Consider the following 12457-nt stretch of genomic DNA (forward strand, 5'->3'; position numbering starts at 1 on the left):
CCCTCCCCGCCATAAGCTTTTGACTCGGCGTCAATTTGCCCATTTTCCGATTGACGGCGCACAAGCCCGCTGGTTTGGTGCAGCCGCCTTTGCTTGCCCGGCAGCAATAAGCCGGCCGCGCCCCTTTGGCGGTCGCGGTCAAGACGGCAAGGCACGAGGGGAGGACTGACGCCGCAATCGCTCCGGAATATTGTCCGTGCGGTCGCGTGCTTTTCGCACGCCGGCCAGGCGATGCGTGCTGAAGCCTCCCGTAAAGTGTTAGGCCGCGACGGCGACGGAGAGAAAGTAAGATGCGTCCATTGCTGGCGGTGAGCAACGCCATCGACGCCCTCAATGAAAAGATTGGGTACGTCTGTAATATCCTGGTGCTGCTGGCGTGCCTGGTCAGCGCGGCCAATGCCATGATCCGCTATGCCTTCAGCAACTCCTCGAACGGCTGGCTGGAGCTGCAATGGTACATGTTCGCCATCCTGGTGATGTTCGGCGCGTCCTACACCTTCAAGCGCAACGAGCATGTCCGCGTCGAGATCTTCTACCTCACGCTCTCGGAACGCGGCCAGCTCTGGCTCGACATGATCGGCACGCTCTGCTTCCTGATCCCCTCCTGCCTCCTGCTCGCCTATCTGTCCTGGCCGTTCTTCATGCAGGCCTATAACGTCGGCGAGATGTCGGGCAATGCCGGCGGCCTGATCCGCTGGCCCATCAAGTTCGTGATCCCCGCCGGCTTCGTGTTGCTGGCGCTCCAGGGTGTTTCCGAAGTCATCAAGCGAATCGCGGCTCTCCAGGGCTATGTGACGATCGACGCCAAGTACGAGAGGCCGACCCAATGATTACGCTGGAAATGATGCCGCCGCTGATGTTCGGCGGCCTGGTTCTGGCGATGCTGATCGGCTTCCCCGTCGCGTTCACGCTCGCGGCGGTCGGCCTCTCCTTCGGCTTCCTCGCCATCCATCTCGGATTCTTCGACCTCAACTTCCTCCAGGCGATTCCCGGCCGCGTGTTCGGCAGCGTGCTTTCCAACGAGCTGCTGCTCGCGATCCCGTTCTTCACCTTCATGGGCGCCATATTAGAGAGATGTGGACTAGCCGAAGATATGCTGGACTCGATGGGCCAGCTGTTCGGCCCGGTCCGCGGCGGCCTCGGCTATTCCGTCATCATCGTCGGTTTCATCCTCGGCGCCATCACCGGCACGGTGGCGGCCCAGGTCATCGCCATGGCGCTGATCTCGATGCCCGTGATGATCCGCTACGGCTACAACATGCGCTACATCACCGGCGTGCTCGCGGCCTCCGGCACCATCACGCAGCTGGTGCCGCCCTCGCTGGTGCTGATCGTGCTCGCCGACCAGCTCGGCAAGTCGGTCGGCGACATGTATCTCGGCGCCTGGGGTCCGTCGGTGTTCCAGATCATGCTGTTCGCCGGCTACACCTTCATCCTCGGCCTGATCAAGCCGAGCCACGTGCCGCCGGTGCCGAAGGAAGCGCGCACGCTCACCGGCTGGGCGCTGTGGAAGAAGTGCCTGATGGGCATCATCCCCTCGGCCGTGCTGATCTTCGTCGTGCTCGGCACCATGATGATGGGTCTTGCGACCCCGACGGAAGCCGGCGCGATGGGCGCGGTCGGCGCCATCGTGCTCGCCGCGATCCATCACAAGGACTTCACCTCGAAGGATCGCATGATCCTAATCGGCGGCGTGATCGCCGCCGGCGTCGGCACCATCGTCGCGATGCTGTTCACCGAGAACCTGGTCTTCAGGCTCTCGTTCGCCGTCACCTATCTCGCCGTGGCGTGGATCTGCATCCAGGCCGCACGCATCCCCGAGCTGCGCGACCTGATCAAGCAGGGCTACGAGTCCACCATGCGCCTCACCTGCATGGTCACCTTCATCCTGATCGGCTCGACCTGCTTCTCGGTGGTGTTCCTTGGCGTCTCCGGCGGCGTCTGGCTCGAGCATCTGCTGACCTCGCTGCCCGGCGGCGTGTGGGGTTTCCTGATCTTCATCAACCTCTTCATCTTCTTCCTGGCGTTCTTCCTCGACTTCTTCGAGATCGCCTTCATCATCCTGCCGATGATCGCGCCGATCGCGCAGAAGGTCCTCGCCCCGGTGGTGGGACCGGACGCGGCGCTGATCTGGTTCGGCGTGATGCTGTGCGTGAACATGCAGACCTCGTTCCTGCATCCCCCGTTCGGCTTCGCGCTGTTCTATCTGCGCGGCGTGGCGCCGAAGGAAGTGAAGAGCTCCGACATCTATTGGGGCGCGATCCCCTGGATCGGCCTGCAGCTGATCATGGTGCTGCTCGTGATCATCTTCCCGATCACGGTGACGGGCCTGCTCGACAAGCCGCTCAACGTCGACCTCGACAAGGTCAAGATCGAAGTGCCGCAGATCGACCTGCCGCCGCTGGATCTCGGACCGCCGCAGAAGTAGCGGCCATAACCATCGCCGTCATGTTCCGCCTCGGCGGTTCATGACGCGCGCGCCCGCGCGCGTGACAAGCAACGCAAACACGGGCATACCGGGCCATCCTCCAACTGATGGACCGCCGCGCATGTCCCGATCGCTCCCTGCTCCGTCGCTCGCTCCCTTGATCGCATCGCTCTGGGTGGCATGTGCCGCAACGTTTGCGCATGCGGAACCGATGACCGATGTCCATGCGCTGGCGCAAAAGGAGCAGCAGCCGCTGCTCGACACGCTGCGCGATCTCGTCAGTATCGAATCCGGCAGCAAGGACATCGACGGCCTGAACCAGATCGCCGAGCGCGTTGCCGGCCAGCTCAAGCAGCTCGGCGGCACGGTGGAGATTTTGCACCCCACCGACGTCTATCGCCTCGACGACACGCCCGAGACAATCGGCCCGGCCGTGCACGCCGTGTTCAAGGGCACCGGCAGCAAGAAGATCATGCTGATCGCCCACATGGACACGGTGTACCTGAAGGGCATGCTGAAGGACCAACCGTTCCGCGTCGACGGCGACAAGGCCTACGGCCTCGGCATTGCCGACGACAAGCAGGGCGTCGCGCTCATTCTCCATACCGTGGCGATGCTCCAGAAACTCAATTTTAGGGATTACGGCACGCTCACGGTGCTCACCAATGGCGACGAGGAGATCTCCTCGCCCGGCTGGCGCAGCACCATCACCAAATTCGCCGCGGATCAGGACGTGGTGTTCTCGTTCGAGGGCGGCGGCACCGACGGCACGCTGCGCCTTGCCACCAGCGGCATCGGCTCGGCCTATCTCACGGTGCACGGCAAGTCCTCGCACGCGGGCGCGCGGCCCGAGGGCGGCGTCAACGCGCTGTACGAGCTCTCGCACCAGGTGCTGCAGATGAAGGACCTGTCCAAGCCCGAGCAGGGCCTGAAGCTGAACTGGACGGTCTCGAAGGCCGGCACCAACCGCAACGTCATCCCGGCCGACGCCTCGGCCCAGGCCGACGCACGTGCGCTCAAGGTCGCCGATTTCGACGAGTTGCAGAAGGCGTTGCAGGAGAAGATCAAGAACCGCCTGCTGCCCGACTCCGGGGTCGAGCTGAAATTCGAGGTACGTCGTCCGCCGCTGGAGGCCAACGATGCCTCACGCCGCGTCGCGGCCTACGGCAAGACGATCTATGGGGAGATCGGACTGTCCCTCAAGGTCGACGAGAAGGCCACCGGCGGCGGCACCGACGCCGCGTTTGCCGCGCTCAAGACCAGCGGCGCCGTGGTGGAAGGCATGGGCCTGTCAGGCTTCGGCGCGCACTCCAACGATGCCGAATATGTGCAGATCAACAGCATCGTGCCGCGGCTCTATCTGGCCACGCGCATGGTCATGGACCTGTCCACGGGCAAGCTGAAATAGCGCGCCGCGTCTCGCCGCTTATCGCGGCGAGCCACCCTCTCCCACAAGGGGAGAGGGTGAAGAAGCCGTCTTCTCCGCCAGCCGAAACCGCAGCGTGAACTCCGCGCCGCCGCCCGGAAGATTCTCCACCGCCACCGTCGCGGCATGATCGTCCGCGACCCCGCGCACGATCGAGAGCCCGAGGCCCGCGCCGTCGCTGCGCTGGCGGTCGGCGCGCCAGAAGCGCTGGAAGATCAGCTCGCGCTCGTTCTCCGCGATGCCGGGGCCGCAATCGCGCACGCGCACCGAACCGTCCTCGCGCACCTCGACGTCGACGGCGGTATCCTTCGCCGTGAACTTGATGGCGTTTTCGGCGAGGTTGAAGATCGCGCGCTGGAGCATCTCCGCATTGCCATGGATCAGCACCGGCGCGTCGGCGCCCTTCAGCGCGATGTCCTTGTGCTGCGCGATCGCGAACGGCGCGATGGAGCCGACCACCTCGGCACAGACGGCGCGCAGGTCCGCGGTCTCGCCGGGATCGAGCACCAGGGTGTCGAGCTCGGCGATCTCCAGCAGCTGGGCGACGATGCGGCTCATGCCTTCGATGTCATCGTGCAGCGCCTTCCTTGCGGCGCCATCGCCCAGCGTCTCGATCCGCGTGCGCAGGATCGTGAGCGGCGTGCGCAACTGATGCGCGGCATCCGCCGTGAACTGCCGCTGCACGCGAAAGCCGTCCTCGAGCCGGTCGAGCGCCTGGTTCACGGCGGTGACGAGCGGCATGATCTCGCGCGGGATCTGTTCCGTCGGCAGGCGGATGTCGGTGCGCGCCGGCCCGATATTGCTGGCCTCCTCCGAGGCCTTCCACAATGGCGCGATGGCGCGGCGGAAGATGATGATGTCGGCGGCGAGCAGGATCAGCAGGATCGGAATGGTGATCCACCCGACCCGGCGGAAGAAGTTCGAGATGATGTCGTCGATGATGACGTCGCGATGCGCCAGATCCTCGGCCACGCGGATGCGCACGATCTTGCCGTCGATGATGCGGGTGACGCCGGCGCCGGAAATCGTCTCGGAAAGTGTCGGCGGCGCCGACGCTGCCGCTCCCGTCTTGCGGCGGGACGAAAACAGCAAACGGCCGTCGGCATCGCGGATATCGTAGAGATAGCGGCCGTAGGCTTCCGAATAGAGCCCCCGCAGGCTGTCCGGCAGGTTGAACGTCAGCAGGCCGTCCGGCGCGGCGACAATGCGCTCGGCCAGCACCTCGGCCTGCGCGCGCATGGCTTCGCGGTGCAACTGGTCGACTTCGGAATTGAGCAGCCAGAACAGCACCAGCGGCAGGAAGATCGCGACCACCGCGACCGCCACGATGTGCATGAACACGATGCGCCAGATCAACGATTTGAATGTCGGCGATCTGCCATAGGCCCCGGCGGCCGCCACGCTATTTCTCCTCGGACATGAGATAGCCGACGCCGCGGATGGTGTGGATCACGACCTTGGCGCCGTGCTCGGTGAGCTGCTTGCGCAGCCGCGAGACGTAGACCTCGACCGCGTTGGAGGCGACCTCGCCCTCGAGCCCGAAGATGTGGTCCTCGACGTTCTTCTTCGGCACCACCCGCCCCTGCCGGCGCAGCAGAATCTCCAGCACCGAGGTCTCGCGCGCGGAGATGATCCGCGGCTGATCGTCGACGAAGATCTGGCGGCTTTCGGTGTCGTAGACGAGATTGGCGAGGCGCAACGAGCGGCCGAGCAGCTGGCCGGGCCGGCGCAGGATCGCCTCCAGCCGCGCCACCAGCTCCTCCATGGCGAACGGCTTCGCCAGATAGTCGTCGGCGCCGCTGCGCAGGCCGCTGACGCGGTCCTGCAGGCCGCCGCGCGCGGTCAGCACCAGCACCGGCAGCGGCTCCATCTGCCGGCGCAGCTCGCGCAGCACCGACAGGCCGTCGCCGTCGGGAAGGCCGAGGTCGAGGATCATCGCAGCGTAGCTGACGCTGCTGACCGCCTCGCGTGCCTCGGCCGCGGTGCTCACGATGTCGCTCTGGTAGCCGGCGGCCGACAGCCCCGCGGCAACGAGCCGCGACAGCTCGACATTGTCCTCGACGATCAGAAGGCGCATCGCAGTCCCGCCGGATGTTCCGGTGCAATCACGGCTCGCGCCGCATCTTCGCTCTCTTCCACCATTCCGGCCGCCTCGGCCAGCGAAAAAGCGCGTGGCAGGCTCGCCCGCGCCCCTGTCAGGTTCGTGTAAGCCGATCTGGGCGCGTTCCCATGATGGTTTACTCGATCACCTCGTCCGCGCCGGCAATGACTGCTGCAGAGAACGGATGGCCGAGCAGTTTCGCTGCCTTCAAATTGACAACGAGCTCCACCTTCGTGACGAGCTGAACTGGAAGATCAGAAGGCTTCTCGCCCGACAGAATGCGTCCGGCATAGATACCCGCGCGACGGTGCGACTGCGTGAAATCTCCCCCATAGCTCATCAAACCTCCAGCCACGGGAAAGTCTCGGGTCTGCGTGATTGCGGGCAATTGATATTTCATCGCGAGAGCCGCCAGCCGGGCACTGCGAAATGCAAAATAGGGGTCGGAGGTAAACACAACTCCGCCTGGCCCGTCCCTGACCACGGCAGCGAACACGGATTCAAATTCATCCTCCTTGCTTGCGCTATAGATCTGCAGTTGAACCCGCAGGGTTTCTGCGGCCGCCTGAAGCTTCTGCAATTGTGAGGGTGCGGTCGGACTTGTCGGGTTGGCGACCACCGCCAATCTGGTCGCCGTGGGCAACAGGTCGCGCATCAGCTCAAGCCGCTTTGGCGACACATCGACGCTCAGGCTCGATACTCCCGTGATGTTTCCGCCCGGCCGCGACAGGCTGTCCACCACGCGTAGCTGAACGGGGTCGCCGCCCATCTCGAACACGATGGTCTTGGTCGTACCCGTACCCTTCGCGGCAAGTGCCACGGGAGCCCCGCCAGGAGCCACGATCAGGTCTACATTTCTGGCGACCAATTCGGCAGCCAGGGCTGGCAATCGAGAATATTGTCCAGCGGCCCACTGAAAGTCGATCGCCACATTGCGCCCCTCGACGAAGCCGGCTTCCTCCAGTCCCTGTCGGAAAGCCTCAAGTCGACTGCCAAAGAGCTCGGGTGACTCCGGGCAAAGATATCCGATGACCGGCATGGAGGGCTTCTGCCCATACGAGACGGTCGTCCACGTCGCGGCGCCTGCCATCCAAAGAAGAAAATCACGCCGTCTGGCGCGTCTGCGTAGCGTTGCTGCTTCAGAGTTGGCGCACCTCATGCCCACGGACCCGCTGCCGTCAGCCGTTTGCCGGAGCATAGCCCCGGATACGCGGACAGTCTCTAGCGGATTGTGCCGGGCATCCCGCGGCCACTCGGCTCGAGAGCCTCGAAGGATATTCCGAAGACTGGAATGGCTTCGTCAAATCCTTTGATCTCGCGGCCCCCGAGATCCTCAACGGGCCGCCTGCCCTTGACGTCGGCGGCGACTTTGGCGTCGATCAGGATTTCCTTGTCTGCGGCAGATGCGCACAGCCGGGCCGCAAGATTCACGACGCTTCCAATGGCGGTGTAGTCGAGCCGGTCCTCGTATCCGATCCGGCCGACAGTCGCCGGCCCGCTGGCAAGGCCGATTCCGAAACCAATGTGGTAGCCACGCGATCGCCAGCCGGCGATGAGGGCTTGCACGTTCGTCTGCATGTCGACGGCGAGATCGATGGCTCTCAATGCAGGCTCTTCGACCGGGACAGGTGCGTTCACCAGCACCATCAGTCCGTCGCCGGAGAAATTGATCAGCGTTGCCTCGAATTTCGTGATGACCCTGCCAAGGCTTTCATAATATTCCGACAGTACGCTCATGACGTCCTCGGGCGCGGCGCCCGCTGAAAACGCGGTGAACCCCCTCAAATCGCAGAAGACAACGACGACTTCCGTACGGCGGCCGTCCAGCACGCTGTCATCGCCGGCTCGATCGACGAGATCGGCGACCTGGGGGGCAAGGAACCGCTTGAGCTTGGCGATGCGCTCCTGGTGCTGCTGCGCCAGCGCCAACTCGGAAGCCATTCTGTTGAAACTGTTTGCAAGACGCTGGAACTCGTCACCGGTGTGGATTGAGATGCGGTGGTCAAAGGACCCGGCACCAATCCTCTCCGTGCCCTCCTCGAGCAGCTTGATCGGCTCCGTCATCCGGTGCGCCAATGCATAGGCAAGAATGCCTGCGAGCATGGTGCTGATTGCGAGAAGCATTGCCGTCCGCCACAGGGCGGAATAGATCGGCGCGTAAGCTTCGGATAGCGGCTGCACGACCACGACTGTCCAGTCGGGGCCCTGTACGGGAGCAGCGCTGGCGGCAACATAGTGTCCTTGTGCATCCCGGCTCGTTGCGAAGCCCGCTTTCGACCCTATCGCGTCCCGCACGGCCCGAAATGGCTTTGAGGTTGCTTCCTCCGCCCCGCGGAGCACGAGGCTGATGTCGGGATGGGCGATCAGGCGACCCGATCGGTCCAGGACGAAGGCGGAGCCGGTCTTTCCGACCTTGATCGCCGAGATCACGTCCCAAATCAGCTTGAGGTTCACTTCGGCTATGGCTGCGCCGACAGCCGGTCGGTTGCCGGCAATCCCAACCGTCAAGTACGGTTCGGAGCCTCGATTGTAGCTGACGTCGCTGAACCAGATCTGAGCTGCGCGGGCGCCAACCAGGGCGGGATCGGCTGATCGGTCCGTGCGGCTCTCGATACGATTGAGGCCGATCCGCGAGATGTAGAGACGCTCCAGGCCATTGCCGTCGAGGAGTGTGAGACTGACGATGGCGGGCGCTTGTCGAAGCAGGCGCAACGCGTCGGTCCGCCGGCGTTCGTCGAACTCGTCACTCCATGGAAGCTGAACCAGCCAGCCAAGCTGACTCGTGATGCCGTGGATGAAATCGTGAATTTCGGCGGCTGCGGATGCGGACTGGAGGCTAAGCCACTGGTCGAGCCTCGCGCGCTGATCGCGATAGCCGAACCACGCTTCAATAACGCCGTTGAATGCAAGTGGGATCGCGACAGCCACGAAAAGCGCGAACAGATATTTATGAAAAAGGCCGCGAAACCGATCCTGAGGAATCATGATCCGGTCTCCTGATAATCACATAAATACAATGAGCCAGAATAACATGTCGCTCCGCCGTCGGGTGGAGTTCATTCGAACCCGAGCGTACCGGTGCACCCTTCGCGCTTTCTAGGGCGGACCAGCCACGCGGTCAGGCGACAAATTGGCGCCATGGCTGAATTGTCCGCCGATGTCAGCCTCCGGCTGACTGGCCTTCGCGCCGCACGCCGGCTTTTGACCACCCTAAACGGGCATTGCTGCCGGGCAGACGTAGCATGCGCCGCAGCCACGTTGATCTAGGTCAAGCATCACCCCCGCCTTTGGCCTCACGTCATGTCCAGCCCCATTCGAGGCGGCGACGTCGCCTTTCAGTTCGCTGGCGCCCGGCAAATTCCAGCTCGGCGTCGCATTCTTCCAGTGGCCTCCTCTCCCTCCTGATCCTGCAGCAGGCTTACTGGGGGTTCGTCGACGAGGACCTTGCTCATGATAACAATTCCAGAACTGACGTCCCAGGCGCTCGGTGCGTTCCTCATCTCGGAGACAAAAGGCCGCTTCGGCTCATCGCATGCCAGCTTGCCGGAATTGCTCCCTTACGCGGCGAAGCTGGCCCTGGAATGTATCGGCAACAGCGATGCATTGTATCACAACGTGGAGCACACCCTGTTGGTCACGCTGGTGGGGCACGACATCCTGATCGGCCGCTCACTTCTGAGGCAAACCACGGCCAGCGATTACGCTCACTTTATCCTGGCCTGTCTGATCCACGACATCGGCTACGTTCGGGGCGTCATCTACGGAGACCAGGAGGGCGCCTATGTCGTTGATGGTACCGGCCGAACGGTTGAGTTGCCGGTCGGCTCCTCCGATGCAGCGCTTGCGCCCTATCACGTCGATCGCTCAAAATTGTTCGCGGTGGAGCGCCTCGACGCAGTCGACCAGATCGACGCCGCGCGCGTTGCCCAAGCCATCGAATATACCCGCTTTCCCTATACAGACGCACCAACGAGCGAACTCAAGGATGATCTGGACGAGGAAGAAGGTTTGTTGCTGCGCGCCGCTGATCTGATCGGCCAGCTCGGCGATCCGAACTACATGAAGAAATCAAATGCGCTCTTCTATGAATTCGAAGAGATAGGGCTCAACAAATCGCTCGGATACGCCACACCCGCGGACGTGGTGCACAAATATCCGCAGTTCTACTGGACCAAGGTCGCACCGCAAGTCCCGACGGCGATCCGTTATTTGAACGTAACCTCGAGCGGAAGACAATGGATCAGCAACCTGTATGGCAATGTCTTCCGCGCCGAGCGAGAGGTTAGACTGTCTGGTCCGCAGCTGTAGATCGGCGTTCGCATCAGTGCGTAGAATGGTGGAGCGAAACGAAACCCACCCGCCAATGATCCGCGCGTATCGCGCATCAGGGCTGTTCGTCGGGACACCAGCGCGCGGTCAGGAACGAGCCACCCGCCGCTCCGGCAAACAGGAGCGCCACGGCGAGGATACTCGTGAACACCGAGATCAAACCGCGCTGATAGGCGTTGATCGTGGCGGCGCCAAACGTCAGCCAGCTCCCTGTCGCGACAACATTCGACACAGCCTGCAAGATCACACACCGCGTCACCGGCCTGTAGTTCAGGAACCTCCAAAGCAGCGGCCCGCCCGCGATTGCGAGCGTAGCGATCCATGCAAAGATCAGCGTTGGTATGTGAAAAAGGCCGGTCAAGCTGGGGGACAAGGCAAGCATCCTGAAGCGTCCAGAGTTTGACGTTCCTGGCCGAGATGAGGTTCAAGAGCATCCCCATGGCGGTCAAACAAACCCCGCGATAGAACACTGATTGTGGAAATTGGAAATCGAACCCATGGTCTTCTGGACAGCGAGCGCAGCCGGGTTGGTGGTCGCCTATCTTTTCGGCTCGATACCCACGGGCTATCTGGCGGGGAAATTCCTTAGGGGCATCGATATTCGAGAGCATGGCTCCAAATCCACCGGGGCGACGAATGTCTTGCGCACTCTTGGAAAATGGCCTGCGTTGGTGGTGCTCATCGCCGATGTGCTGAAAGGCGCGGCGGCCATCCTCGTTGCCCGCTCGTTCTGTCCCTGGCTCTCTACGGAGCTTTCACCGACGCCGCCGGCAGCGCTTGATCTGCAAGTTTGGGTGCCATGGGCTGTTGGCCTGGCCGGAATTGCCGCGCTGCTGGGGCATAGCCGCTCGATCTGGCTGAACTTTACAGGCGGCAAATCCGCCGCGACCGGGCTGGGCGTCTTGCTGGCGATGTCGTGGCCGGTGGGATTGGGTGCTGCGACGGCCTTTGGCATCGTGCTGGCGATGACCCGGATTGTTTCCCTTGGCTCGATCCTCGCTGCACTGACGGCGATCGCCCTCGTCTGCGGTTTCGAGCACCCGTTGCCCTATCGGCTGCTGGTGATCGGAGGCGGCATCTATGTGATCGTTCGCCATCGTGCCAACATCCAACGGCTGTTGGCAGGGACGGAGCCGCGCCTGGGTCGAACTGGCTCGGATACGAAAGCAGGCGCGCAGGTCTAGCCTATTGCGGCCCCAGGAGCCGCCAATCTCCGTTCCGATATTCGATGGAAGCCTGCACGTGTCTTTCCAGTGCTCCAAGTGCTGTCGCCGTCATCTTGACGCGGTCACTGCCGTCCCAGCCAGCAAATGCGTAGAGCCATTGGCTCTCATCCGGGTTGCGATAGTGCCACTCTTTGATGGCGGCATGCGCCCTGCACCCGCTTCATTCAAAATTGAGCATTCCGCGCATTATCGGTTGTGTCAATTTCCTGTACAACCTAATCACGCTTGAGCGGTTCATCATCGACGGGTGCCGCGCGGACGTCCGCTGCGGCACCTGGGGTCCAGTCACATGAAGCGAAAGCTGGTTTGGAGCAGCGCACTGAGCCGGATCGTTCTTGCTCTCGCCGCAACGATTTGCATCGCATCGAACAGCCATGCGCAGTCCGGACAATCGAATGCTGCCGCGATTTTGCCGGATGTCGCGATGCTCATTCATGGACCGTTCGGTGAGGATTCGTACAAGCTGACGAATACAGCGGATGATTCCGTCACACTCGAAGAGTTCGGCGACCGGCGCATGCGTCTTGAGATACGGCAGATTCCAGACAAGAAATGCGTCTTTCTTTCCACAAGTCAGGAGAAGGATGGCTTCAACGTTGTGCAATTGGATTTTACGATGTTCGACGGGACTTATCAGCTGTGGGAATCTTGCCGCGGGCCGGCCGATGCTCCGCCTGACAACAGATGCACCTATTCTCTTCATTTCGGTTCGCAGAAGCGGGCGTTCTGTAATTCGCAGCGTCTACAGCTGGACTCCGACGTGAGCAAGATGTCGTTTCCCGATGAGGCCTGCCAGCCTTACGCACTCGGTGCGCGGGCAAAGAAATCCTACACCAAATACATCGACGCCTTCGAGCGCATCAAGGAGCAGTGTGGGGGTGACAGCCGATGACCGACGACGAACAGAAGCGACACGTGGTCTGCCAAGACAACAATCGGGGTAGCAT

Annotated in this window: 11 protein-coding genes; 6 read left to right on the top strand and 5 right to left on the bottom strand. The window is 62.6% G+C overall.

Annotated features, from left to right (window positions below; translation table 11 throughout):
* The first annotated feature begins 290 nt into the window (after positions 1 to 290).
* The 3 genes from ABIB99_RS18420 (at position 291) to ABIB99_RS18430 (ending at position 3836) form a co-directional block, all read left to right on the top strand.
* The gene (locus ABIB99_RS18420) at positions 291 to 830 is read left to right on the top strand and encodes a TRAP transporter small permease subunit (protein ID WP_014496195.1); all 540 of its coding nucleotides are present in this window, start codon (positions 291 to 293) and stop codon (positions 828 to 830) included.
* Positions 827 to 2428, top strand: a complete 1602-nt coding sequence (locus ABIB99_RS18425) for a TRAP transporter large permease (RefSeq protein WP_063984025.1) — start codon at positions 827 to 829, stop codon at positions 2426 to 2428. Before ABIB99_RS18420 ends, ABIB99_RS18425 begins: the two co-directional genes overlap by 4 nt.
* A gap of 121 nt (positions 2429 to 2549) precedes the next feature.
* Positions 2550 to 3836 carry a M20/M25/M40 family metallo-hydrolase gene (locus ABIB99_RS18430; protein ID WP_354176933.1) on the top strand — a complete coding sequence of 429 codons (1287 nt, stop codon included), beginning with the start codon at positions 2550 to 2552 and terminating at the stop codon, positions 3834 to 3836.
* A gap of 18 nt (positions 3837 to 3854) precedes the next feature.
* Here ABIB99_RS18430 and ABIB99_RS18435 read toward each other — a convergent pair whose 3' ends face one another.
* From ABIB99_RS18435 to ABIB99_RS18450, 4 genes are all read right to left on the bottom strand, one after another.
* On the bottom strand, positions 3855 to 5189 hold the full coding sequence (locus tag ABIB99_RS18435) for a sensor histidine kinase (RefSeq protein WP_441256845.1): 1335 nt from the start codon (positions 5187 to 5189) through the stop codon (positions 3855 to 3857).
* 67 nt (positions 5190 to 5256) lie between these two features.
* Positions 5257 to 5931 (bottom strand): response regulator transcription factor, encoded by a 675-nt coding sequence (locus ABIB99_RS18440; RefSeq protein WP_028146749.1) that lies wholly within the window; start codon positions 5929 to 5931, stop codon positions 5257 to 5259.
* A gap of 160 nt (positions 5932 to 6091) precedes the next feature.
* Entirely contained in the window at positions 6092 to 7045 is a 954-nt protein-coding gene (locus ABIB99_RS18445) for an ABC transporter substrate-binding protein (protein ID WP_502917504.1), read from the bottom strand.
* A 131-nt stretch (positions 7046 to 7176) separates the two neighbouring features.
* The gene (locus ABIB99_RS18450) at positions 7177 to 8940 is read right to left on the bottom strand and encodes a cache domain-containing protein (protein WP_354176938.1); all 1764 of its coding nucleotides are present in this window, start codon (positions 8938 to 8940) and stop codon (positions 7177 to 7179) included.
* A gap of 465 nt (positions 8941 to 9405) precedes the next feature.
* Here ABIB99_RS18450 and ABIB99_RS18455 point away from each other — a divergent pair, with 465 nt between their 5' ends.
* Entirely contained in the window at positions 9406 to 10263 is an 858-nt protein-coding gene (locus ABIB99_RS18455; protein WP_063984030.1) for a hypothetical protein, read from the top strand.
* A 76-nt stretch (positions 10264 to 10339) separates the two neighbouring features.
* On the opposite strand, the gene ABIB99_RS18460 is transcribed toward ABIB99_RS18455, so the two are convergent.
* Entirely contained in the window at positions 10340 to 10525 is a 186-nt protein-coding gene (locus tag ABIB99_RS18460) for a hypothetical protein (RefSeq protein WP_354176940.1), read from the bottom strand.
* Positions 10526 to 10781: 256 nt separating this feature from the next.
* Here ABIB99_RS18460 and plsY point away from each other — a divergent pair, with 256 nt between their 5' ends.
* Positions 10782 to 11468 carry a glycerol-3-phosphate 1-O-acyltransferase PlsY gene (plsY, locus tag ABIB99_RS18465; protein WP_354176942.1) on the top strand — a complete coding sequence of 229 codons (687 nt, stop codon included), beginning with the start codon at positions 10782 to 10784 and terminating at the stop codon, positions 11466 to 11468.
* Between the two features lie 331 nt (positions 11469 to 11799).
* Positions 11800 to 12402 (top strand): TrbC/VirB2 family protein, encoded by a 603-nt coding sequence (locus ABIB99_RS18470; protein ID WP_354176944.1) that lies wholly within the window; start codon positions 11800 to 11802, stop codon positions 12400 to 12402.
* Positions 12403 to 12457: the final 55 nt, after the last annotated feature.

The organism is Bradyrhizobium sp. LA6.1 (assembly GCF_040547805.1).
Classification (GTDB): Bacteria; Pseudomonadota; Alphaproteobacteria; order Rhizobiales; family Xanthobacteraceae; genus Bradyrhizobium; species Bradyrhizobium barranii.

Excerpts from the sequence above, each read along its gene's own strand:
- ABIB99_RS18450 (WP_354176938.1), bottom strand. The coding sequence starts at position 8,940 with ATGATTCCTCAGGATCGGTTTCGCGGCCTTTTTCATAAATATCTGTTC.
- ABIB99_RS18420 (WP_014496195.1), top strand. The coding sequence starts at position 291 with ATGCGTCCATTGCTGGCGGTGAGCAACGCCATCGACGCCCTCAATGAA.
- ABIB99_RS18470 (WP_354176944.1), top strand. The coding sequence starts at position 11,800 with ATGAAGCGAAAGCTGGTTTGGAGCAGCGCACTGAGCCGGATCGTTCTT.
- plsY (WP_354176942.1), top strand. The coding sequence starts at position 10,782 with ATGGTCTTCTGGACAGCGAGCGCAGCCGGGTTGGTGGTCGCCTATCTT.
- ABIB99_RS18440 (WP_028146749.1), bottom strand. The coding sequence starts at position 5,931 with ATGCGCCTTCTGATCGTCGAGGACAATGTCGAGCTGTCGCGGCTCGTT.
- ABIB99_RS18435 (WP_441256845.1), bottom strand. The coding sequence starts at position 5,189 with ATGCACATCGTGGCGGTCGCGGTGGTCGCGATCTTCCTGCCGCTGGTG.
- ABIB99_RS18455 (WP_063984030.1), top strand. The coding sequence starts at position 9,406 with ATGATAACAATTCCAGAACTGACGTCCCAGGCGCTCGGTGCGTTCCTC.
- ABIB99_RS18430 (WP_354176933.1), top strand. The coding sequence starts at position 2,550 with ATGTCCCGATCGCTCCCTGCTCCGTCGCTCGCTCCCTTGATCGCATCG.
- ABIB99_RS18445 (WP_502917504.1), bottom strand. The coding sequence starts at position 7,045 with ATGGCAGGCGCCGCGACGTGGACGACCGTCTCGTATGGGCAGAAGCCC.
- ABIB99_RS18425 (WP_063984025.1), top strand. The coding sequence starts at position 827 with ATGATTACGCTGGAAATGATGCCGCCGCTGATGTTCGGCGGCCTGGTT.